The organism is Xanthomonas vesicatoria ATCC 35937, assembly GCF_001908725.1.
Taxonomy (GTDB): Bacteria; Pseudomonadota; Gammaproteobacteria; order Xanthomonadales; family Xanthomonadaceae; genus Xanthomonas; species Xanthomonas vesicatoria.
In genome coordinates this window covers 4,414,117-4,437,436 of record NZ_CP018725.1, presented here as the reverse complement: position 1 = coordinate 4,437,436, position 23,320 = coordinate 4,414,117, and the positions used below count along the sequence as shown (strand labels likewise).

The 23,320-nt window shown below is 63.8% G+C and carries 13 protein-coding genes and 1 pseudogene; 6 read left to right on the top strand and 8 right to left on the bottom strand.

All coding sequences use genetic code 11. The features are described from left to right. Window positions 1–13: 13 nt before the first annotated feature. The 4 genes from gcvP to BJD12_RS19345 all read left to right on the top strand — a co-directional run bounded on the left by gcvP (window position 14) and on the right by BJD12_RS19345 (window position 8,185). A complete protein-coding gene (gene gcvP, locus BJD12_RS19360) occupies window positions 14–2,887 on the top strand; it encodes an aminomethyl-transferring glycine dehydrogenase (protein WP_005994594.1) in 2,874 nt (957 codons plus the stop codon). A gap of 363 nt (window positions 2,888–3,250) precedes the next feature. Then, entirely contained in the window at window positions 3,251–4,921 is a 1,671-nt protein-coding gene (locus BJD12_RS19355) for a carboxylesterase/lipase family protein (RefSeq protein ID WP_005994595.1), read from the top strand. A gap of 82 nt (window positions 4,922–5,003) precedes the next feature. Next, on the top strand, window positions 5,004–5,858 hold the full coding sequence (locus tag BJD12_RS19350; RefSeq protein ID WP_042828262.1) for an aldo/keto reductase: 855 nt from the start codon (window positions 5,004–5,006) through the stop codon (window positions 5,856–5,858). Window positions 5,859–6,079: 221 nt separating this feature from the next. Continuing rightward, window positions 6,080–8,185: a catalase gene (locus BJD12_RS19345; protein WP_005994599.1), complete on the top strand. Its 2,106-nt coding sequence runs from the start codon at window positions 6,080–6,082 to the stop codon at window positions 8,183–8,185. 278 nt (window positions 8,186–8,463) lie between these two features. On the opposite strand, the gene BJD12_RS19340 is transcribed toward BJD12_RS19345, so the two are convergent. From BJD12_RS19340 to BJD12_RS19330, 3 genes are all read right to left on the bottom strand, one after another. Continuing rightward, window positions 8,464–8,997 carry an Imm21 family immunity protein gene (locus tag BJD12_RS19340; RefSeq protein WP_157999007.1) on the bottom strand — a complete coding sequence of 178 codons (534 nt, stop codon included), beginning with the start codon at window positions 8,995–8,997 and terminating at the stop codon, window positions 8,464–8,466. Between the two features lie 56 nt (window positions 8,998–9,053). Continuing rightward, window positions 9,054–9,785 carry an AraC family transcriptional regulator gene (locus BJD12_RS19335; protein WP_005994600.1) on the bottom strand — a complete coding sequence of 244 codons (732 nt, stop codon included), beginning with the start codon at window positions 9,783–9,785 and terminating at the stop codon, window positions 9,054–9,056. A 129-nt stretch (window positions 9,786–9,914) separates the two neighbouring features. Next, complete coding sequence (locus tag BJD12_RS19330; protein ID WP_005994603.1) at window positions 9,915–10,391, bottom strand: hypothetical protein; 477 nt, start codon at window positions 10,389–10,391, stop codon at window positions 9,915–9,917. A 264-nt stretch (window positions 10,392–10,655) separates the two neighbouring features. Here BJD12_RS19330 and BJD12_RS19325 point away from each other — a divergent pair, with 264 nt between their 5' ends. Beyond that, entirely contained in the window at window positions 10,656–11,051 is a 396-nt protein-coding gene (locus tag BJD12_RS19325) for a hypothetical protein (RefSeq protein WP_005994605.1), read from the top strand. Between the two features lie 182 nt (window positions 11,052–11,233). Here BJD12_RS19325 and BJD12_RS19320 read toward each other — a convergent pair whose 3' ends face one another. From BJD12_RS19320 to BJD12_RS19310, 3 genes are all read right to left on the bottom strand, one after another. Next, complete coding sequence (locus BJD12_RS19320; RefSeq protein ID WP_005994607.1) at window positions 11,234–13,369, bottom strand: alpha/beta hydrolase family protein; 2,136 nt, start codon at window positions 13,367–13,369, stop codon at window positions 11,234–11,236. Window positions 13,370–13,958: 589 nt separating this feature from the next. After that, window positions 13,959–14,804: a transporter gene (locus BJD12_RS19315; protein WP_042828263.1), complete on the bottom strand. Its 846-nt coding sequence runs from the start codon at window positions 14,802–14,804 to the stop codon at window positions 13,959–13,961. A gap of 532 nt (window positions 14,805–15,336) precedes the next feature. Continuing rightward, a complete protein-coding gene (locus BJD12_RS19310; RefSeq protein ID WP_005994611.1) occupies window positions 15,337–17,289 on the bottom strand; it encodes an OPT family oligopeptide transporter in 1,953 nt (650 codons plus the stop codon). 482 nt (window positions 17,290–17,771) lie between these two features. Here BJD12_RS19310 and BJD12_RS19305 point away from each other — a divergent pair. Continuing rightward, window positions 17,772–18,617: pseudogene (locus tag BJD12_RS19305) on the top strand (trypsin-like serine protease). Between the two features lie 228 nt (window positions 18,618–18,845). On the opposite strand, the gene BJD12_RS19300 reads toward BJD12_RS19305, so the two are convergent. Together BJD12_RS19300 and BJD12_RS19295 are read right to left on the bottom strand one after the other, a co-directional pair. Further along, window positions 18,846–19,664, bottom strand: coding sequence for an HDOD domain-containing protein (locus BJD12_RS19300; protein ID WP_005994615.1), 819 nt, complete (start codon window positions 19,662–19,664; stop codon window positions 18,846–18,848). Between the two features lie 321 nt (window positions 19,665–19,985). Next, window positions 19,986–23,237 (bottom strand): error-prone DNA polymerase, encoded by a 3,252-nt coding sequence (locus tag BJD12_RS19295; protein WP_005994617.1) that lies wholly within the window; start codon window positions 23,235–23,237, stop codon window positions 19,986–19,988. Between the last annotated feature and the right edge of the window lie 83 nt (window positions 23,238–23,320).

Below are 23,320 nucleotides of genomic sequence, written 5' to 3'. Positions count from 1 at the left end.
CCCCCTGCCCCGGATGCCCGCCATGTCCCAGACCTCGTCTTCCCTGCGCGACCTCGAACACCACAGCGCGTTCGTCGAACGCCACATCGGCCCCAACGACGCAGAAATCGCGCAGATGCTGGGCGTGGTCGGCCACGCCTCGCTGGATGCGCTGACCGACGCCATCGTGCCGGGCAACATCAAATCGCCGGCCGCGCTCGCGCTGCCCGAGGCGATTACCGAAGAAGAAGCGCTGGCCAAGATCCGCGCCATCGCCAGCAAGAATCAGGTACAGCGCACCTTTATCGGCCAGGGCTACTACGGCACCCATACGCCGAAGGTGATCCTGCGCAACATCCTGGAAAACCCGGCCTGGTATACCGCGTACACGCCGTACCAGGCAGAGATTTCGCAGGGCCGCATGGAAGCATTGATCAACTTCCAGACCCTGTGCGCAGATCTGACCGGCATGCAGATCGCCAACGCCTCGCTGCTGGACGAAGCCACCGCCGCGGCCGAAGCGATGACGCTGGCCAAGCGGTCGGCCAAGTCGAAGTCGGACACCTTCTTCGTGCACGACGCGGTGCATACGCAGACGCTGGAACTGCTGCGCACGCGCGCCGAGCCGCTGGGCATCGTGTTGCGCGTCGGCACCCCGGAAGAAGCCCTGCAAGCCGAATGCTTCGGCGTACTGCTGCAATACCCCGACAGTTTTGGTCACATCGGCGACCACGCCAAGCTGGCCGACGCGGTGCACGCGCAAGGCGGCCTGGTCGCGGTGGCCACCGATCTGCTTGCCCTCACCCTGATCGCCGCGCCAGGCGAATGGGGCGCGGACATCGTGGTTGGCAACTCGCAGCGCTTTGGCGTGCCGTTCGGGTTTGGCGGCCCGCATGCGGCATTCATGGCCTGCCGCGATGCCTACAAGCGCTCGATGCCGGGTCGTTTGATCGGTGTGTCGATCGATGCCGCCGGTAACCCGGCGTATCGCCTCACCTTGCAGACGCGCGAACAACATATCCGTCGCGAGAAAGCCACCTCCAATATCTGCACCGCGCAGGTGCTGCTGGCAGTGATGGCCTCGATGTATGCCGTCTACCACGGCCCCGATGGCCTGACACGCATCGCACGGCGCACCCATCGCCTGGCCGCGATCCTGGCTGCCGCACTGCGCAGCGCCGGCGTCACTGTGGGCGAGCATTTCTTCGACACCCTGCACGTCAAGGCGATCGATGCCGATGCCATCCACGCCCGTGCACATGCGGCTGGCATCAACCTGCGTGCCATCGACAGCGAAGCGGTCGGCATCAGCCTGGACGAAACCAGCACGCGCGCCGATGTGGTGGCGCTGGCGCAATTGTTCGGTGCCCAGGCGGACATCGACGCGCTGGATGCGGCCACCGCCGATGCGTTGCCGCAAGGTCTGCTGCGCACCAGCGCCTTCCTGACACACCCGGTGTTCAACACCCACCACAGCGAACACGAACTGCTGCGCTACATGCGTTCGCTGGCCGACAAGGATCTGGCGATGGATCGCACCATGATCCCGCTGGGCAGCTGCACCATGAAGCTCAACGCCACCGCCGAAATGATCCCGGTGACCTGGCCCGAATTCGGCGCGATCCATCCGCTGGCCCCGGCCGAGCAGTCGGCCGGCTATGCGCAGCTGATCGACGAGCTGGAAGCAATGCTGGTCGAATGCACCGGCTATGACGCGGTGAGCCTGCAGCCCAACTCCGGCGCGCAGGGCGAATACGCCGGCCTGCTGGCGATCCGTGCCTATCATCGTTCACGTGGCGAGGCGCATCGCGATATCTGCCTGATTCCCGAATCCGCGCACGGTACCAACCCGGCCTCTGCACAGATGTGCGGCATGACCGTGGTGGTCACCAAGTGCGACGCCAACGGCAATGTCGATGTCGACGACATTCGCGCCAAGGCGGAGAAGTATTCCGATCGCCTGGCCGCGCTGATGATCACCTACCCGTCCACGCACGGTGTGTTCGAAGAGGACGTGGTGGCGATCTGCGACGCGGTCCATGCGCATGGCGGCCAGGTCTACACCGACGGCGCCAACATGAATGCCCTGGTCGGCGTGGCCAAGCCCGGCAAGTGGGGCTCGGATGTGTCGCACCTCAACCTGCACAAGACGTTCTGCATTCCGCACGGCGGCGGCGGCCCGGGCGTGGGCCCGTGTGCGGTGAAGTCGCATCTGGCGCCTTTCCTTCCCAAAACGCTGGGCGGAGAAGGCGACGTCGGCATGGTCAGCGCGGCCAGCTACGGTTCGGCCTCGATCCTGCCGATCAGCTGGATGTACGTGACCATGATGGGCAGCGGCGGCTTGCGCAAGGCCACGCAGGTGGCATTGCTCAATGCCAACTACATCGCCAAGCGCCTGGCACCGCATTACAAGACGCTGTACACCGGCCGCAATGGGCTGGTGGCGCATGAGTGCATCCTCGACGTGCGGCCGCTGGAAAAGACCAGCGGCATCGGTGCCGAGGACATCGCCAAGCGGCTGATCGACTTCGGCTTCCATGCGCCGACGCTGAGCTTCCCGGTCGCCGGCACCTTGATGGTGGAACCGACCGAAAGCGAATCGCAGCACGAGCTGGACCGTTTCATCGACGCGATGATCCAGATCCGCGAAGAGATCCGCGCCATCGAAGACGGCCGCCTGGACCGCGACGACAATCCGCTCAAGCACGCACCGCATACGGCAACGCAGGTGTCGGCCAGCGAGTGGACCCACGCCTACCCGCGCGAGCTGGCCGCCTTCCCGCTGCCCAGCCTCAAGCAGCAGAAGTACTGGCCACCGGTGGCGCGGGTGGATAACGTCTACGGCGACAAGAACGTGATGTGCGCCTGCATCCCGGTGGATGCCTACAAGGAAGACGCCGCCGTCTGAGCACGTTGCAGACGCAGTCACCATCAAACCCGGCCGGTAACACGGCCGGGTTTTTTATTGCGCCCTGCGATGCGATCACGTTGCGCGAGATCGGCGCCACCTGCGGCCGCGCGCCCCTTGATGCCCATCGTTGCGCGCACCATCGACCTCTTGGGATCGATGCTGTCGCTACCGTCGCAACCCTCAAGACTGCCAACATCGGCCGAGACCGCACCCGCGGACATGCGCCGCGCGTCAACGCCAGCATCGCCCTGGTTGCGACCACCTCCGCATACGGCCTACGCAGTGTGGTTCCGTTTGCCTGGCCTACACGCGTGTTGGGCATGATGGCGAACGCCTCCCACACATGGCAGACACTCGCTCATGCTTGCACTGAAACATCTGGGCACCTTGGTGTTGTCAGCCAGCCTGCTCATCGGCTGCACGCCACGTCGCCCTGGCGAGGTGCCGGCGCTGGTGCATGCGCCCGATGCGCGCGCCGAGGTGGTACGGACCGATAGCGGTGCAGTGCGCGGTGTGGCCAGTGCACACGGCAAGGCGTTTTTGGGCGTGCCGTTCGCCGCACCGCCGGTGGGCGCATTGCGCTTCCATGCACCGCAACCGGCAGCGGCCTGGAAGGATGTTCGCGATGCCACGCAAGCAGGGCCGGCATGCCTGACACGCTATGGCTTTGGGCAAAAGAACGTTTCCGAAGACTGCCTCACGCTCAATATCTACGCACCGCCCGGCCCTGCGCCCGCGCATCCGCGCGCGGTCATGGTGTGGATCTACGGTGGCGCATTGGAGCTGGGCAGTAATGCCGACTACGACCTGAGTGCATTGGCGGCGCGACAGAATGTCATCGTGGTAGCACCCAACTATCGGCTGGGTGCTTTCGGATTCCTGGCGCACCCCAGTCTGCGTGGCGAAGGCGAAGGTGCGTATGCGCTGCTGGATCAACAGGCCGCATTGCGCTGGGTCCAACGCAACATCGCCGCATTCGGCGGCGACGCGCACAACGTCACCGTATTCGGCGAATCCGCCGGCGCATGGAGCATCTGTTACCAGCTTGTGTCACCAGGGGCGCGTGGGCTGTTTCAGCGTGCAATTCTGCAGAGTGGCAGCTGCCTGACTGCTGATTCGAGCGTGCCACGCCATGACGCCGAGCGCGGCGGCACCCGCATGGCGCATACGCTCGGCTGCGTGCAGGACGCGGATGCCGCCGCATGCCTGCGGGCACTTCCCGCCGACGCAGTGGCCCATGCAACACCGCAACGCCGCGGCTTGACCGGCAGCGATGCCTGGGCACCAATGACCGGCGGCGATGTGCTACCGGCAACGCCCGCCGAAGCCATCGCCAATGCGCAGCATATGCAGGTTCCGGTACTCATCGGCAACAACCGCGATGAGGGACGCCTGTTCGCGCAACTGCTGTCCTACATCGGCAAGCTCACGCTGCGCAGCGGGTATGAAGCGCGTATCCAGCGCATGTATGCGGCGCCCGCACCGATCATGGCGCACTACGCGGATGTTGCGGCGCAGTCGCGCTGGGAGGCGTTTGCCGACATCGTCACCGATGGCGGCCTCGCCTGCCCGACGCGCCGCCTGGGGCAGGCATTGCGCGTGCATGCCGCGGTGTATGCATATGAGTTCGACGACCCGCAGGCACCGTACGGCCTGTGGCGCTTGCCGTTCTCGCGCCCGTTGGGCGCGTTTCACGCCTCCGAGCTGGTATATCTGTTTCAGCGCCCCTGGGTGCTCAGTGGCGACCCGCAGTTCGGTGCCGCGCAGCAGGCCTTTTCCAACACCATGCAGGACTATTGGGGCGCATTCGCCCGCACGGGCGACCCCAACGGTGGCCGGCGGCCACCATGGCCGCGCTTTGATGGCGACACGCCGTTGACGCTGTCGCCGCGCAGGATCGGTGCCACGCCCGACTTCGTACAACGGCACCGCTGCGCGTTCTGGGATGCAGATGCGCAGGTTGCCGTGCTCCCGTTACGCGCGCCTTCGCAGCAACATCAGTCGGACCTCACACGCGATGATCAACGATGAGCGCGTCGCCGCAGCAGCGAAGCACGCCGATTACACAGCCGGCTTCGCTCAGTCGCCCGCAATAACGTTACGGGAGTGCTCCATGTCCACATCCACCTCACCCCTCTGCCCCGACGTACTGTTGCGCACCGGGCGTCGCGTCCCGGCGCTTGGTCTGGGCTCCTGGAACCTGGGCCAGGGCCGGCATCCACCGCAACAGGAGATCGAGGCATTGCAAACCGGCCAACAGCTGGGCATGCGGTTGATCGACACTGCCGAGATGTACGGCAATGGGCGTTCCGAACAGTTGATCGGCCAGGCCATGGACAGCGCACTGCCGCCGTATCTGGTGTCGAAGGTGCTTCCCAGCAATGCAAGTGCGCGTGGTATCGCACGCGCCTGCGAAGCCAGCCTGCAACGGCTAGGCGTGCGCACGCTGGATCTGTACTTGCTGCACTGGCGCGGCGGTAGTGATCTTGCCGAAGTCGTCGCCGCATTCGAAGCCTTGCGCGACGCCGGAAAGATCCGCGACTGGGGCGTCTCGAACTTCGATGTGGACGATATGCAGGACCTATGGCACATCGATGGCGGGCAGCGCTGCCTGGTCAATCAGGTGCTCTATCACGCCGGTAGCCGCGGCATCGAATTCGATCTGCTTCCCTGGTGCGTCGATCATGAAGTCACGGTCATGGCGTACTCGCCGCTCGGTAGCCGTGCACTGCTCGATCACCCGGTGCTCCATGCCATCGGTGCACGGCGCGGCGTGGCAGCCACCGCGGTGGCATTGGCGTGGGCGATTCGCAGCGGCAAGGTGATCGCCATTCCCGAATCCGGGACGCCCGCGCATGTGCGTGACAATGCCGCAGCATGCACCTTGCAGCTGGACGCGCAGGATCTTGCTGCGCTGGATAGCGCGTTTTCGCCGCCCACGCGTAAACAGCCGCTGGATCTGCTGTAGATCTATCATCCAAGCCCGGTCACGCGTCGCCGCACATGTGGCGGCGCTCGCATCACGCGCGTGCACCAGTTGGCAATGCAGAGTGCACGGCCGCGCACGCTTCGTGCTGCGACAAGCGGATGTGTGAGTGTTCGTTCGCATGCAGACACATCTATTTAACAGCGCCGCTCCCAGGCTCGACCGGATCAGCTCGCATCCAGCCCGCCAACGTGGAGTTCCCCATGGCCAAGTCCCCAAGCAATCCCGTGCAGATTTCTGCTGCCGTCAATCCCGCAAGTGCCCAAGAATCGCGCGGTTCTGGCGACGAACTGCACCAGAAAGCCGGCGGCTCGCATCCGCAACTGACCACCAACCAGGGAATCCCGGTTGGCGATAACCAGAACTCGCTGCGCGCGACGCCGCGCGGACCGACGTTGCTGGAAGACTTCATCCTGCGCGAAAAGATCACCCACTTCGATCATGAGCGCATCCCCGAGCGCATCGTGCATGCACGCGGCAGCGCCGCGCATGGCTATTTCGAGCTGACCAAGTCGTTGAGCCAGTACACCACTGCCAAGATCTTCACTGAGGTGGGCGAAAAGACACCGTTGTTCACTCGCTTTTCCACCGTTGCAGGCGGAGCCGGCTCGGTGGACACCCCGCGCGATGTGCGTGGATTTGCGGTGAAGTTCTACACCAAGGAAGGCAACTGGGATCTGGTGGGCAACAACATCCCGGTGTTTTTCATCCAGGATGCGATGAAGTTCCCGGATCTGATCCATGCAGTGAAGATGGAACCGGACCGCGGCTTTCCGCAGGCCGCCAGTGCGCATGACACATTCTGGGATTTCATTTCGCTCACCCCCGAATCGATGCACATGATCATGTGGGCGATGAGCGATCGCACCATCCCGCGCTCACTGCGCATGATCGAGGGCTTCGGCATCCACAGCTTCCGCTTCCTCAATGAAGCCGGCGAGAGCACCTTCGTCAAGTTCCATTGGCGCCCCAAGCTGGGTCTGCAATCGACCATCTGGGACGAAGCGGTGAAGATCGCTGGCGCCGACCCGGACTTCCAGCGGCGCGATCTGTTCGAGTCAATTCAGAACGGCGATTTTCCGGAATGGGAACTCGGCGTGCAGCTGTTTACCGAAGCGGAGGCCGACGCATTCCCGTTCGACCATCTGGATTCGACCAAGGTCATTCCGGAAGAACTGGTGCCGCTGCAGATTGTCGGCCGCATGGTGCTGGACCGCTGGCCGGACAGTTTCTTTGCCGAAACCGAGCAGGTGGCGTACTGCCCGGCCAACATCGTGCCCGGCATCGACTTCAGCAACGACCCGTTGCTGCAAGGCCGTCTGTTCTCGTACCTGGATACGCAGCTGAGCCGCCTGGGCGGGCCCAATTTCCACCAGATCCCGATCAATGCACCCAAGTGCCCGTTCGCCAACAATCAGCGCGATGGGCATATGCAGATGGGCGTGCCGAAGGGACGCGTCGCCTACGAACCCAGTTCGCTGCAGGCCGATGCGCCGCGCGAAGCGCTGCGTGGATTCCCCAGCCATGTAACACCTGCGGAAGATGGCGCAAAGGGCCGTGTGCGCGCAGAGAGCTTCGCCGATCACTACAGCCAGGCACGGATGTTCTACCGCAGCCAGACGGCACCAGAGCAAGCGCATCTGGCCTCGGCACTGGTGTTTGAGCTGTCCAAGGTCGACACCGCGCACGTGCGCGAAGCCATCGTGGGGCATTTGCGTCATGTCGACCCGGCGCTTGCGCAGCGCGTTGCAGACGGCATGGGCATGACCAAGCTGCCGCCCGCACCTCCCGCAGCAGTGGCACCGACGGATATGCCGCTGTCGCCCGCGCTGCAATTGATCGGCAAGATGAAAGACACCCTGCAGGGGCGCACGGTGGGCATCCTGATCCACGACGGCTCGGATGCCGCAGCGATCAAGGCCGTGCGCAAGGCCGCCGAAGCAGCCGGCGCCATGGTGAAGATCGTCGCGCCCAAACGCGGCGGCGCCAAGCTCAGCGATGGCAAGCAGTTGGCCGCCGACGGCCAGTTGGCCGGCACGCCGTCGATCGTGTTCGATGCAGTGGCTGTGCTGCTGTCCTCGGAAGCGGCCAAAGTGTTGACCAACGAATCGGCGGCACTGGATTTCGTCAGCAACGCCTGGGCCCATCTGAAGGCGATTGCGTTTGACGATGGCGCGCAACTGCTGCTCAAGGCGGGCAACGTCGGCAAGGATCCAGGCATTGTCCCGGCTTCCGATACCAAGGCATTCATCGCCGCCGCGAAGACGCGCCAGTGGGCACGCGAGCCGAAGGTGCGCATGCTGGCGTAACCGCATTAGCGCAAACAACTCCAGGCGCGAGCGACGTTAGTGACGTCGCTCGCGCCCTAGGTGCAATACCGATAGGCATCGCTGCTCTTCCGCTCGGTGGTAGCGGTTTTCCAATGCCGATAACAGCAGCTCTAAGTTGCGATGCATTTCGATGCAATGCCCAACCGTCAGGCATCTCGCTTGACTGCGTGGAGATGGGTCTTTGATTGGACGTGCGCCCCCCCCCTAACCCAAGAAAGATCAGAAATTATCAGTCACGGGAAGCGTCCCGAACGACCTTAGCCAGATGCATCAGCACCATCGGGCGCGAGGCGATGAATCAGAGCGCAGATCTTCGAAGATGGCTTAAAGACCGCGCTTGCGAGTGAAAGCCGCGGCATCGCCAGGGTGACAACCAACGATTCAGACCTGTTCGCATCTACATGCGCACCAGGCACTGCCGAATCGAAGAGAAGGTGTACGCCAGCGCGCGTCGAAAAAACACCTGACGTTACGAATTCAAGCGTGGGCAATGCACTGTGCAACGCTGATAGCAAGGCATCTTCCGACGGCGCCCAGCGCCATCGGACAATGAACACGGCCTCATCGCGTTCGATCAGCGCTGTCCGATCAGGCTCATCGCCCAACACCAGCGCGCACCCGGAGGCGGTCGCCACCAGACCCATGTCGTCATCGATCCAGCACGCACGCGCGTAGTCGGTTGTGCCGCTATTTGATAGAGCCGGGGCAGTTCCTGACCAGCCGGGCAAACACGCCGCATGCATCAGAACAAGTGGCCCGCCAGCTGATTCAATCCATTGCAGCTGCCTCATCTTTTCCTCGACAGGGACTAAAAACGGCCAAACATAGGCGTGCGATGGCGCGGCTGTCATTCGATCGCAGGCAGCGGCATGTGCTGCTGCGCATTCGCCAGCGCGCGGTACTCGCGTGGCGTCATGCCTACCGCCAGCTTGAATTGCCGCGCAAAGGCGCTTTGATCGCTGAAACCGCAGGCATGGCCAATTTCGGTCAGGCTCTTGTTTCCGTGCAGCAGATGCATGGCCATCTGCAAACGCAACTTGGCCAGCACCTGCTGCGGGGTGAGCTGGAACACCTTGCGGAACGAGCGTTGCAGCTTGGACATCGAAAACCCGGTGATCTCCACCAATGCCTGCATGCGCACGTTTTGCGCGTAGTTGGCGTTGAGGTAGGCCAACGCAAGCCTGAGTTTTTCGTACTGCGATTCGTGCCCGTCCTGCGGACCGAGATCGCGCGAGATGCCGATGATGCCCTGCACCTTGCCGTCGACCAGCAGCGGGCGCTTGCAGGTGAGGCACCAACCCGGTTCGCGATTGGCGAACAAATGCAGTTCGAGCAGGTTATCGATCACCTCGCCAGCGAGCACCTGCTCATCCTGATTGGCGTAGTTGGCGCCCAGACCGCTGGGATAGACCTCGGCGACGCGCTTGCCGATCAACTCCTTGCGCGACTTCAGGCCCAGGCGCCGCAGCATGGTCTGGTTGACGTGGGTATAGCGACCCTCGCGGTCCTTGACGAAGAACAACACGTCCGGCACGGCATCGAACAACGCTTCCAGGTCGGCAGGATCGATGCTCTTCATGCAAGAGGATTCATGCGGTACGGGGGACTCGGGCCAGGAGAGGCGAAGCGATGCGAAAGACGCACCGACGCCCGCATACACCGCCGGTGCGCAGCGCGATGATACGCCGCACCTATCGCTGGCAGGCGCTCAGCGCGGCTGTTCGGCCACAGCACCGCTGATCGCGGCCGGGGCGTCCTTCGGGGCATCGATGGACGCGCTGGTGGCGCCCATGCGATCGGCCGGCGCCCGCTTCGCAGTCCAGTTCTGCACCACTGCCGCACCCGAGTGTGAGCCCACCTGCACGCGTAGACGCGCGCCGGCACGAGGCGCCACAAATTCGATTTCGCAATCGCCCGCAGCCATGCAACTATCTGCCGCCAGCGGATCTACGGGCTGCCAGCCCTGCTCGGCAATGGCCTGCGAGAACGCGCGGTAGTTCATACCCTGCTTGAGCGTCGCCGGCAACGGCACCAGCAGCTCGCTACTGGCGGCGTCTGTCGGGCTGGCAGCGCCAGACACCGGCGCGTGTGCAGGCACCGCCGCCGTCGGCCGCGGTGCAGCGCTCCAGGCAGGGCTGAAGATCAGGGCGAGCCCAAGGAAAGCGGGGCGAACGAACGTGCGCATGCGAAAGATCCTTGCGATCCTGGCAGGGAGTGGGAAAGTTAAAGAAGCGCTATTTTGACATGCCGACATGACGACAGGGCGATGGTGCCCGCGCGCGACCAGCCGCCATTTCATCGCCGGTTACCAAGGGGGGGAGCCGCAAGCGCACTCGACTGCAGCTGTATCGGCAGCGCGTCGCGCCACTTGAGCGAGCGCTACAGAGCAGCCGTTTTCGCGGCATTCTGCGCGCGGTTGCCTCATAGAGGTTTGTGTCGGACGTGCCCCATGACCCAAGCCCCTTCCTCACTCTATGCAATTGGCCAACTCTGGCGCTGTCGTGGCAGACATGCAGAGGAGATTCCGCTGTTGCTGATCAACCGCATAGACACCCATCCACTTGGTGGACAGATCCTGCATACCACTATGCGTGAGGTGCGCATTCGCAGGGCAGGCGGAGAAGACAACATCCTGCGCACCCTGCCGCACGTTCCGCTGATTGCGCAAACATTGGAGCGCAGCGAGGCGGTCTTGATCGGCAACGATGAGGTCGGCGAGACGTACCTACCTGGCTACATCCAATGGAAAACTGCATTTGATGCCGGGCAAGCAGGCTCGTATGGCATCGCAGTGGCTGAAATTCAGGACATCGTGGAGCGGCATCTGGCGCAACGCGCAAGCTAACTACCCGCGGCCGCACAAGGAAGCCAGCGCGCCGACCGCTCGAGAGAAGGGGCAAGCACCGCTGCCCATCCATCAGACATGCTAGTGGCCGCACGTTCCTGTAGCCATCATGTGATGTGTTTGCCTTGCGGAGGCACCGCACTGCCACGCCGCTGCTTGCGACGTGGCAGTGCGCCGACGCATTACTGGCCGATGTGCTGCTTCAACCAGCCATTGACGGTGTCATGCCACAGGATGCTGTTGTCCGGCTTGAGTACCCAATGGTTCTCGTCCGGGAAATACAGGAACTTGGAGTCGATGCCCTTGCGCTGCAGCGCGGTGAATGCGGCCAGGCCCTGCTCGACCGGGATGCGGAAATCCTGCTGGCCGTGGATGACCAGCATCGGCACCTTCCACTTGTCTACGTGCAGCACTGGATTGAACTTCTCGTAGCCGGCCGGGTTCTGCCATGGGGTGCCGCCGTTTTCCCACTCGGAAAACCACAACTCTTCGGTGGCGTAGCCCATGGTGCGGTTGTCGAACACGCCGTCGTGGTCGACCAGGCACTTCCAGGGTTGATTCCAGTTGCCGGCCATCCAGTACACCATGTAGCCGCCGTAGCTGGCGCCCAGCGCACAGGCCTTGTCGCCGTTGAGGAAGCCGTATTGTTTCTGCGCGGCAGCCCAGCCCTTTTGCAGGTCTTCCAGCGGGCGGTCGCCCCAATGCTGGCTGATCGCATCGGTGAAGTCCTGGCCGTAACCAGTGGAGCCGTGGAAGTCGATCATCACCACCGCATAGCCCTGGCCGGCGTAGGTCTGCGGATTCCAGCGGTTGCTCCAGCCGTTGCCGAAGCTGCCCTGCGGGCCGCCGTGGATCAGGAACGCCACCGGGTAGGTCTTGCCTTCTTGGTAGTTGTACGGCTTGACCACGTAGCCGTGCACGGTGTCGTTGTTCCAGCCCTTGAACTGGAACTGCTCGTAGTCGCCGAATTGCACGTCCGGAAGCTGCTCCTCGGCACTTTGAGTGATAGCGCGCATCGCGTGCGCGCCCCCATCGTTTGCGCCGATAGGTGCCGTAAACAGCTGATTGCCTGTCTTCAGCGAATTGGTCATGACCGCCAATGTGCCGCCTTTTACGTCGAATTCGGCAACGCTGTTGCCACCAACGATCTGAGACACGCTGCCATCGGCGATCTTAATTTCGAACAGTGGATGCTGACCCATTTCCTGTGCCGGCACGTACAGGGAGTCGCCGTTGGCCGATACCTGGATGCTGTCGGCCGAGCGATCCCACTTCGGCGCGATCTCGCGCGTCTTGCCGCTGGCCACGTCCATCGCCATCACGCCGAAGCGGTCGGCCTCGAAGCCGGGGCGCTTCATTGCGCGGTAGTACAGCGTTCTGCCGTCGGCACTGAACACCGGGCCGGCGTCCCATGCCGGGTTGGCCGCAGTGAGATTGACCGGCGCGGACTCGCCGGCCGCATCCAGGCGATACAGGTCGAAGTTGGTCTGCCACGGCTCGTCGTTGCCAGTGGGCTTGGCGGCAGACTTGGCAGCCTTGCCGGCCTCCGGGCCATGCGGCTGCGGAATGCGCACGCTGGCCACCACGCTGGCGCCGTCGGGCGACCAGGTGTAGTCGTCGTTGCCACCGAATGGCTTGGATGGCGCATCGCCGGCCAACGTGGCGCTGATCGCCGAGGCGCCGACCACCGGCTTGGCGCCGCTTGCAGGCAGCTCGGAGACGAACAAGGTGTTGCGACGGCCATCGTTCCAGGTGTCCCAATGGCGCACGAACAGTTGGTTGTACACCACGCCGCTGGCCTTGGCATTCTTGACGCTGGCGAGCTTTTTCTTGGTGCAATCCAGGTCAGACCCGCAGTCCTGAAACACGCCCGCACTGAAGGCGATGCGCTTGCCGTCCGGGGAAAGCTTGTAGCTGTCCACGTCCACCGCGAACGCGGTGAGCTGTTGCGGGGTGCCGCCGGCCAGCGCTTGCGCATACAGCTGCTGGCTCCCGGACTTGCTGCTGAGGAAGTACACCGTCTTGCCATCGGGCGACAGCGCCGGACTGTTGACGTTCCAGCCTTCGGGGGTGAGCCGCTTGGGCGGCGACAAATCGCGGGTGCGCAGGTTGCGCACCCACAGGCTGGTGGCCGGTTTGCCATTGGCGGTCTTGGCCTGGCGCTTGGCGAACAGCACCACGCTGCCATCGGGGCTGAGCGTGGGCGAAGACACCCGGTCCAGCGCCACCATGTCGCGCACATCGAAACCGCGCGCGGCGGCAAGGCTTGGCAAGGCGGCCAGCAAACACAAGGGCAATACGGCGTGACGCAGCTTCATCGAGAGTTCCTGCAACGGCAAAACGTCGATGGTAGGCGTTGCTGCGGCGCACGCGCAAAGACTTGCGCTTGCGTCTGCCTGCGCGGTCGCGTGGGCGTGGCCGCATGCATGGAATCGCACGCATCGGCACGGCGACCAGACCGCCAAGGCGCGTGTTGTCGAACGCGCATGGCCGTCGCACGTGGCGGCAGGGTCCATGCGGCTAGCAAGCTGATCGCCGGCCAGGCGCGCATGGCGCGTAGGCGCAGCGTTGGACAGGCTGCGTTGAACACGTGATTGCGACAGTATCCGCTACGCGGAGAAAGGCTTCCCCTGCGGTCGCACCAGCACGGCGTTGGACGCGTTGGCGCATTGCGCATGGCCACGGGCGTGGTGCTTGGTGACGCTGCAGCGATGCACCATCGGGCGTTCCAGATCCAGCTCGCCCGAGGCCAGCTGATTGGCGAAGTCTCAAACATCTGCAATGCCCGGCGTACCGCCTACCGATGTGACGAGGCGCCAGTCGAGCTGCCGCCTCGTCACATCGGCCATCCTTCTCAAGCAGTGTGCACGTACCAGCAGCGCACCCCGCCCCGGCCTATTACACGCATCAGAAGCGGTGCGACATCCCCACATACACCTGCGCATCCGGGGTGCGGTCGTTGAGGCCGAAGTTGGCACCCACGTCCAGCTGCAACAGCGGGTTGATCAGATACGCCGCGGCGATGTCGGCCGAATACTGCTCGATGGTGTCGGCAGGGTCACGGTTGATCGAGGACCACACTTCCACCGCCATCGACAGCTTCGGCGTCAGCGGGCGGGCCAGGTTGATCGCATTGATCACCGCGACGTGATTACCGCTGCCATCGCTGTCGGCCAGCCAGTCGAGCTCCGGGCCGAAGGTCAACGAGAAGGCGTTGGGCAAAGCGAAGTTGATCGGCAAAGCGATGCCGCCTTCCCACTCGTCGTTGCCCAGACCGGTGCGCGCGGTGGGCGCCTTGACGAACGGCAGCACCGCGACGGTGGCGGTCTCGCTCTCGTAGAACCGCGCCTTCATGCGCAGATAGATGTCGCCGCCCCCGCTCAGGCTGCTGCGTGCACCGGTGGCGCGATCGGTGGTCTTGACCTGCAGTTGCGGCGCCCAATTGAGCTGTAGATCGATGCGGTCACTGACGCCGTACTTGAGCGTGGGATTGGTGAACACCGAGGTTTCGACGCGCGTGCCGGGCTGGCTGTCGCGGGTGTAGCTGCCGATGTCGGTTTCCAGCTGCCAGGCACCGGTCGGCACGGTACAGGTGGAATTGGACTTGGTCGGCCGATCGGTGCATAGGGCCGCTTCGGTGGCGTCTTGCGCCTGCGCTTGAACGGCCAGCCCGCACAGCACGCCGGCCATGGCGATGGTCAGCAGCGGAGTGCGCGCTGGGCGGGATGAGGAACGGGGAATAACAGTCAGCATTGCAGTAGCTCCATGGCAAAGCGCTGGATCGATGACACGACACCAGCAGTGAGTGGGTGGGGGTGCACGTGGAGAGGCGGATCGACTGCACGATGCCGGAATGGCAGCGTCCGCTTGGTCCTATCGAACTGTCGAGTTCGTCAGGCAAAAAGCGGCCATAACCGCGCTTTGGAGGCGGCGTACTGTGATTGGTCTAACGTTTTTGTCGGCAGCAGCGGCGGCGCGATGGCCTATGGCGCGAAGATCAGCGGTGTCGATCGAGGCATGCAGCAGCCGTAGCGCATCATCCGTGCGGGAGACGGAACGATACGAAGCGACGGCATAAAGGCGCTATGCATCACGGCTGGACCTGGCATAAAGCCGGCGCAAAGACGGGCTGCAGACCAAGAAGTTCCGTCAGGGACGGCCGATGGGGTCTGCGGCGGCGGTGCGCGGTGATGGTGCAGGTGGCAGCGGCACGCGCTGCGGGCAGGTCACCTTGCACGCCTGCCGGGACGGCGCATGCATCGCATGCGCCGTATGTGTCGCAGGCTCAGGCCGCCTGTTCGCCGCGCTTGCCGACGCGGTACAGCAGCCAGCCGACCAGGGCGAGAATGACCAGGCCGATCCATTGATTGAGATGAAAACCTTCAGGCAACGCAAGCACGTCCTTGTTGTTCGTGATCACAATCGGCAGCGCAATGCCAATACCCATCAGGGCCTCGCCAGTAATCAGTCCGGCAGCAAACAGCACGCCCGGGCGATGAACGCGGTCGCGGCCTTCCTCGTCGTCCCCGCCAATCTTGTGAAACCGTTCCACCAGATGCGCGATCAAGCCACCAAGGAAGATCGGCACCATCAGTTCCAATGGCAAATAGATTCCGATCGCTGCAGCCAGTACCGGCACGCGGAAGCGCTTTCCGGTTCTTTTCAACCACTCATCTACCGCGATGATCGCCGCGCCCACACCAGCACCGATGGCGATAATGGCCCACGGCAGCTGACCTCCAAAGAGCCCTTTTGCCACCGATGCCATCAGCATTGCCTGAGGTGCGGGCAATGTCTTTGAGCCGATACCATAGGCTGCTGCAAGTAAATTAAGCACCGGCGCCATGATCAGAGCGCACGAGAAAGCACCGATAGCCAGCATAAACTGCTGCTTCCAAGGTGTGGCGCCCACTAGGTAACCCGTTTTAAGATCCTGCAGGTTGTCGCCGCCCACCGCCGCCGCACAGCACACCACCGCGCCGATCATGATGGCCGCCACCGCGCCCAGCGGTGCGGCACCGATACCCACTGGCACCAGACCGTCCTTACCCAGCAACAGCACCAGCACCGCCGAGGCGAACAGGATGGTGGAGATGGTGATGCCCGACACCGGGTTGTTGGACGAGCCGATCAACCCGGCCAGATAGCCGGACACCGACACGAACAGAAAGCCGGCCACGATCATGATGATGGTCATCGGGATCGACACATGCCACTGCTGCACGATGGCTTGATACAGGGCAAGCAGCGGCAAGGTGCACAGCACCAGCGCCACCAGCATCCACTTCATCGGCAGATCGCGCTCGGTTTCGGCGACCACGCCACCACCGCTCTTGCGCGCGGCGGCAAAGCCGCTCTTGACGCCGGAAAACAGCGATTTGCGCAGCGAGAACAAGGTCCATACGCCGCCGATCAGCATCGCGCCGACGCCCAGGTAACGGATCTTGGCGCCCCAGATGCCGAATGCCGCATCGGCCGCCGGCGCATCGACCAGGCTCTGTGCCAGCGCCGGGTCCGAGCCCATGAAGAACTGCTGATACAGCGGGATGGCGATGTGCCAGGACAGGATGGAACCTGACAACACCACGATGCCGACGTTCAAGCCGACGATGTAGCCCACGCCCAGCAGCGCTGGCGACAGGTTGGTGCCGATATAGCCCACTAGCCGGCTGCTGCCCAGGTAGGTGGCCTGTGCCCAGGTGTCCGGGATCACGCGCAAACCGCTGGCGGCGGCAAGCTTGACCAGCGCGCCGATGGCACCGGAGGCGGCCAGGATCTTCAGACCCGGGCCTGGGTTTTCGCCGGCCTTGAGCACTTCGGCCGCGGCCTTGCCTTCGGGGAACGGCAGCGGGTCTTCGACGATCATCGAGCGCCGCAGCGGCACCGAGAACAGCACGCCAAGCAACCCACCCATACCGGCGATGCCCAGCACCCACCAGTATTTGAAGTCGGGCCAGTAGCCCATGATCACCAACGCGGGGATGGTGAAGATCACCCCGGCGGCGATCGACGAACCGGCCGAAGCACCGGTCTGGACGATGTTGTTCTCCAGAATGGTGCCGCCGCCGAGCAGGCGCAGCACGCCCATCGACACCACCGCTGCCGGGATGGCCGTGGCAATGGTCAGACCGGCAAACAGGCCGAGGTAGGCGTTGGCGGCCGAAAGCACCACCGCCAGCACGATGGCCAGTACGACGGCGCGGAAGGTGAGCTGGCGCGGTTGCGCGTCATGGCTCATTGGGCATTCCCCTATGGGCAAAAAATCCGTACCACGCTAGCGCCTGCGCCGATGCGAGTCCAGCTGCGGCGCGGCGTGACAGTGTGCGTGCTGTGGCGGGTGGGCTGCATAGACGAGGCGAAGACACTCACTCGAGCGACGTATCCCAGGCCTCGCAGGGCGAATGGGAATCCAGTTCCGGCACGTCGCCAGCCCTTTCCTCACACCCCAGGGGAAGGATATGGCTCGTTGCCCTAGGCGTACCGCGCTTCGAGTTACGGAGGATGATTGCTTCGGCTTTATTTCGACCGAGAGCGGCATTGCGGCAACGGTGACAGCGCATGTGCTTTTGAAGCTTCGTTTCCGGGCTTCCGTCGCCTCCCATTCCGCTTCGTCGGATGTTGGTTCCTTATTTGGAGACTGCCCCCCCACTATCTTGCGTAAAGAGTCGCAGCAGCTTGCGGACGCAACATCATCTCAACACGTCAAGGGAGTGGCAGCACATGGGTCGTTGGCTTTTTCTTGTCTTTCTTAGCCTGTCATTTGCAGCGAAAGGCGTTGTCATTCGTGGCGATGTTGACGATTCGAAGTATCGGATCGATCGCGCAGAATTTCCGGCACTGGCCGACCTGCCGGGCGAAGGACATGGTGTTCTCATCGCGCCGAAATGGATCCTCACCGCCGCTCACGCGGCCCCTATGGAAGGCATGCCTACAGAGGTGACTGTCAATGGGAATGCCTACAAAATCGCGCACGTCCTGCTCCATCCCGGCTACAGGCCGATGCCGGATGCGCTAGCGCAGCAAGCACTGAAGTCCGGCGACCCTTCAAAAATCCATGCTTTTCTGGCGAACTCGGACGACATCGCCTTGATCGAACTGGAATCTCCGGTGGAGCGGGTTGCACCCACGATGCTGTATCGCGGCGATGACGAAGTCACGCAAGTCACCATGCTGGTGGGAAAAGGGGCCACCGGTGACGGTGACCATGGGCAGCGTCCCGACGCTCCGCATCGTGGCGCGCTGAGGCGGGCCTACAACGTCATCACCGGTGCCAATGCCCGTTACCTGTGGTATCGATTCGACCCTCCCGCGCGTGGCCTGCCTCTGGAAGGCGTACTTGGAAGCGGGGACAGCGGTGGCCCCGTCGTCGTGAAGGCTCAGAGCACTTGGCAGCTCATCGGCTTGGCATCCTAGATCTCGGCGGTTCCAGAGCACGCGCTAGAGGCTGGCTTCTATGGGCAGATGGCATACAACGTCCGTGTCTCGCGATACATCGCGTGGATCGATGAGGCGATGTGCGTGGCAGATGGCACATGCGCAAAACCTCGCCAGCGTCTGGATCACTGAGGCGCCCGGCGGCGACCGGCTCACACTGGCCGCGCCTACCGTCAACGCGCGCGCCGCCAGAAAGATCGCAACGTTTACATCGGCCGCATCGGTGTCAGCACTCGCCGCACTGCCAACTGCACCAGTCACACACCTGGCGGCCGCTGACGCCGCCAGGCCGCTCAATACGCCCGAATCGCAAGGGCGGTACCGGCGTATCGTCAAGGCGATGGCCGGCACCTTAGTGACTCAGTGCAGCAACTCGGCGAATGCGCGATCGGCCTCGATGACGTCGGGCAAGGTGGCGAACAAGCCATCCAGATCGACACCGTCCATCAGCGGCCCGCGTAGCGCGTCCAGTACCTGCGCGGTGGCGCCACCGTGTGCGTGCAGCGCATCGGAGACCTGCACTGCCTGGGCGACCAGCAGCGGCATGCGCGCACCGTCGGGCGCGGCGGCCGGGCGCACCTGGTAGGCGATGGCTTCCTGGATCACCGCCGGCAATTGCCAGCGACGCACCAGTTCGGCGCCGACTTCCGGGTAACCGAATCCCAGTTGCAGGGTTTCTTCGGCGGCATGAGCAGCCGATGAGGTGTCGTGATTGATGCGGCTGGCGTAGTCCGGCGCGCCGGACTGGATCAGCAGCTCGCCGATGTTGTGCATCATCCCGCAGGTGAAGGCGGTTTCCGGGTCCAGGCCGTGCTGGCGCGCCAGCAGGCGGCAGATGCCGGCGACTTCGAAACTGTGCCGCCAGAACGCCTTGAGATCGAAGCCTGGGCCGGCACGGAAAGCACCTGTCATCGCCGAGGCCAGCACCAGGGTGCGCAGCGTGTTGAAGCCCAGCCGCATGGCGGCGTCTTCTACACTGGTTGAATCGCGCAGGCCATGGAAACGCGCAGAATTGGCCAGCCGCAACACCTTGGCAGCGATCACCGGATCGCGCTCGATGTTGTGCGCCAGTGCATCGATATCGGTTTGCGGATCGTCGAATTGACGGATCATGTCCTGCGCCACCTTGGGCACGGTGGGCAAGGTGTGCAACTGGTCGAACAACGCCTCCAACTTCATGATCGCCTCGTGGTTGAACGGATAAGCCAGCGCGGCTGGCAGACCTGCATGGTGTAGCACACAGCGGTTGGCTGTCGGTGACCGATGCGAAGCTATTCATGCACGCGTACGGATTTGCGTTGGCAGCAGTATCGCGCACGGCGGGGGCGATGGCACGGGCCAGCGAACTCGACAGGTGCGCCCATGCGATTGCCTGCCAGTAGCCGCAGACGGAAGCGCTGGATCAGTACAGTGGGCGAGACGCAGCATTGCACTGGGCGCGACGGCAGCCTGCGCGGATAACGCATCGTTGCGTGCCCGGACGCCTTCGTTCGCTGGCAGTCAATGGAAATCGCGCGACGGCAGCTGCATCTCGCCGAGCAAATCGCTGAGGTCGTACAGGTCGCCGGCAATCAGATGCTCCACGTCGTCCACGCGCTCCCAGCGGCCACGCACGGCGAGCAGGCGCGATTCGAGCAATGCGCGGCGCCGGCGTAGCACCAGATGCGACCAGACGATGACGTTGATCATGCCGTGTTCGTCTTCCAGGGTAACGAAGATGGTGCCCTTGGCGGTGGCCGGGCGCTGCCGCTGGGTGACCAGCCCGGCCACATGCACGCCACTGCCATGGCGACGACCCCGCAGGTCGCGCAGACCCAGGATGCGCCGTTGTTGCATCTGCGGGCGCAGCAGCGCCATTGGGTGCTGGCGCAGGCTCAGACCGACCGAGCGGTAATCGGCAAGGATCTCTTCGCCCGCACGCGGGGCTTCGAACTCCACCGGGCGCTCCTCCGGGCTGCCCGGCAACAGCGGGCGCCGCGCCTCCACGCCGGCCATGGCCCAGCGCGCGGCATTGCGGTTGCCCACCATGCCCTGCAAGGCCCCGGCTTCGGCCAGCGCTAGGCGCGCTTTTTCGTCGAGTGCGGCGCGCAGGCAGAGATCGCCGATATCGGCGAAGGTCCGTTGCGTGCGTGCAGCGACGATGCGCTGTGCCACCACTTCCGATAATCCAGCGACCTGCCGCATGCCCAGGCGGATCGCCGGTTGTTCGCCAGGATCTGCGTCGCTGCGCCACGGCCGGCCGCCCACCAGGGTGTTGTCCCAGTCGCTGTGCAACACATCCACCGGCAACACCTCCACGCGCGCGCGCTCGGGGCTGCCGCGGCGCGCGTCCTGCACGATCTGGCTGGCCGAATAAAACCCCATCGGTTGCGCATTGAGCAGCCCGCAGGCAAATGCCGCCGGCTCGTGGCGTTTGAGCCAGCAGCTGGCGTAAACGAGTTTGGCGAACGAGGCGGCATGGCTTTGCGGAAACCCGTAGGAGCCGAAGCCTTTGATCTGCTCGAAGATCTGGTCGATGAAGGCGGAGGCGTAGCCTCTTTTCTGCATGCGCTCGCGTACGCGGGCGCGGTGTTGCTCCATGTCGCCACCGCGACGCCAGGCCGCCATCGAACGGCGCAGGTTGTCCGCTTCGCTCTCGGTGTATTCGGCCGCATGCATCAGCAGCTCCATTACCTGTTCCTGGAACAGGGGAACACCTAGGGTCGGCTTGAGGATGTCTTCCACTTCCGGCGATGGATAGTTCACTTCTTCGCGGCCCTGCCGCCTGCGCAGATACGGGTGCACCATGTCGCCCTGGATCGGGCCGGGGCGCACGATCGCCACTTCGATCACCAGGTCGTAGAACACCGCAGGCTTGAGCCGCGGCAGCATCGCCATCTGTGCGCGCGACTCGATCTGGAACACGCCCACGGTGTCGGCGTGCTGGATCATCTTGTAGGTGGGCGCATCCTCGCCCGGTAGAGTGGCAATGCTGTAATCGCGCCCGCGGTGCCCGCGTACCAGGTCCAGCGTCTTGCGGATGCAGGTCAGCATGCCCAAGGCCAGGCAATCGACCTTGAGCAGCTTCATGGTTTCCAGATCGTCCTTGTCCCACTGGATGATGGTGCGGTTGGCCATCGCCGCGTTTTCCACCGGCACCAGCAGCGATAACGGCTCATCGGAAATCACGAAGCCACCGACATGCTGCGACAGATGACGCGGGTGATCGCGCAGATGCTCGGTGACTGCAAGAATCTTGTTGATCAGCGGGTTGGCCAGATCGAACCCGGCTTCTTCGATGCGCTGTTCCATCGGCGTGTCGCCGTTGCCCCAGCCATAGCAATTGGCCAGCAACGCGATCTGGTCCGGCGGCAGGCCGAAGGCCTTGGCCACATCGCGCACGGCGCTCTTGCCGCGATAGCAGATCACCGTGGCGGCCAAGGCGGCGCGCTCCCGGCCGTATTTGTTGTAGACGTATTGCAGCACTTCTTCGCGGCGTTCGTGCTCGAAGTCCACGTCGATGTCCGGTGGCTCATCGCGTTTTTCGGAGAGAAAACGCGCCATCAACAAACGGGTTTCGTCCGGATTGACGGCCGTGATCCCCAACGCATAACACACCGCCGAATTGGCCGATGAGCCGCGCCCCTGGCAGAGAATCTGTCTGGAGCGCGCAAACCGCACCACGTCCTGCACGGTCAAGAAAAACGCCTCGTACCGCTTTAGCGCGATCAGCGCGAGCTCTTTTTCGATGTCTTCGCGCACCTTGGTCGAGATACCGTCCGGCCAGCGCTCGCGGATGCCTTCCTCGGTGAGCTGGCGTAGGTAGCTGGTGGGCGTATGCTCTTCCGGCACCAATTCTCTGGGATAGCTATAGCTGATCTTGGAAATATCGAAGGTACACCGCTGCGCCAACTCCACCGTGGCCTGCAACAGCGCATCGGGATAGATATTGCCCAAGGCGCGCCGCGTGCGCAGGTGGCGCTCGCCATTGCGGAACAGATGCGCGCCGCATTCGGCCAGCGGCAGCGTGTGGCGGATGGCAGTCAAGGTGTCTTGCACAATGCGCTCGCGGCGCTGCGCCATATGCACATCACCGCTGGCCAACGCGGTCATCCCCAATTGCTGCGCCAGCGCTTGCAGGGCCTGCAAGCGCGCGACATCGTCCTGCTCGCGATGCAATTCCACTGCCAGAAACGCCCGCTCGCCGAAAACCTGCTGCAACCACGCCCCCTGCCCCACCTGTGGCTGCGCGCCGGGCAACCACAGCGCAAACACGCCCGGCGCCACGTCGCGAAACTGCGCCTCCACCTCCGCGCGCCCCAAGCGGTAGGCGCCCTTGCTTGCCGCACGCCGCGCGGTGGTGATCAGCCCGCACAACTGCGGGTAACCGTGCGCGTTTTCCACCAGCAACACAAAGCGCGTGCCATCGACGAGGGTGAATTCACTGCCGACGATCAGCCGTACCCCGGTCGCGCGCGAAGCCTCCAGGCCACGCACGATGCCGGCCAACGAGCATTCGTCGGTGATGGCCAGGGCGCTGTACCCGCAATCGCGCGCGCGCGCGAACAACTGCTCGGCGCTGGAGGCGCCACGCAAAAACGAAAAGTCCGACAGGCAATGCAGCTCGGCATAGTCAGGCAGGCCATCGGCGAGCAGCGCGTGGGTGATGTCGTCATTGGCCGCGCGTAGCCGTGACGCGACATTCCAGGCACGCGGCATGCGCCCGCCCGGCGTGTCGCGGTCCACGCCATCCACAGCGTCATCCCAGCTCATGCACGCACTCCTGTAACAGTGCACGGGCACTGCACCCTGGTTGCAATGCCAAGCAGATCGCCTGGTTGCAGCCACTGCTTGGC

What these genes read in the sequence shown, in the direction of transcription:
- BJD12_RS19300 (WP_005994615.1), bottom strand. Translation starts at nt 19,664, where the DNA reads ATGAAGTTGGAGGCGTTGTTCGACCAGTTGCACACCTTGCCCACCGTG.
- BJD12_RS19340 (WP_157999007.1), bottom strand. Translation starts at nt 8,997, where the DNA reads ATGAGGCAGCTGCAATGGATTGAATCAGCTGGCGGGCCACTTGTTCTG.
- BJD12_RS19325 (WP_005994605.1), top strand. Translation starts at nt 10,656, where the DNA reads ATGACCCAAGCCCCTTCCTCACTCTATGCAATTGGCCAACTCTGGCGC.
- BJD12_RS19335 (WP_005994600.1), bottom strand. Translation starts at nt 9,785, where the DNA reads ATGAAGAGCATCGATCCTGCCGACCTGGAAGCGTTGTTCGATGCCGTG.
- BJD12_RS19315 (WP_042828263.1), bottom strand. Translation starts at nt 14,804, where the DNA reads ATGCTGACTGTTATTCCCCGTTCCTCATCCCGCCCAGCGCGCACTCCG.
- BJD12_RS19355 (WP_005994595.1), top strand. Translation starts at nt 3,251, where the DNA reads ATGCTTGCACTGAAACATCTGGGCACCTTGGTGTTGTCAGCCAGCCTG.
- BJD12_RS19310 (WP_005994611.1), bottom strand. Translation starts at nt 17,289, where the DNA reads ATGAGCCATGACGCGCAACCGCGCCAGCTCACCTTCCGCGCCGTCGTA.
- BJD12_RS19320 (WP_005994607.1), bottom strand. Translation starts at nt 13,369, where the DNA reads ATGAAGCTGCGTCACGCCGTATTGCCCTTGTGTTTGCTGGCCGCCTTG.
- BJD12_RS19330 (WP_005994603.1), bottom strand. Translation starts at nt 10,391, where the DNA reads ATGCGCACGTTCGTTCGCCCCGCTTTCCTTGGGCTCGCCCTGATCTTC.
- BJD12_RS19345 (WP_005994599.1), top strand. Translation starts at nt 6,080, where the DNA reads ATGGCCAAGTCCCCAAGCAATCCCGTGCAGATTTCTGCTGCCGTCAAT.
- gcvP (WP_005994594.1), top strand. Translation starts at nt 14, where the DNA reads ATGCCCGCCATGTCCCAGACCTCGTCTTCCCTGCGCGACCTCGAACAC.
- BJD12_RS19295 (WP_005994617.1), bottom strand. Translation starts at nt 23,237, where the DNA reads ATGAGCTGGGATGACGCTGTGGATGGCGTGGACCGCGACACGCCGGGC.
- BJD12_RS19350 (WP_042828262.1), top strand. Translation starts at nt 5,004, where the DNA reads ATGTCCACATCCACCTCACCCCTCTGCCCCGACGTACTGTTGCGCACC.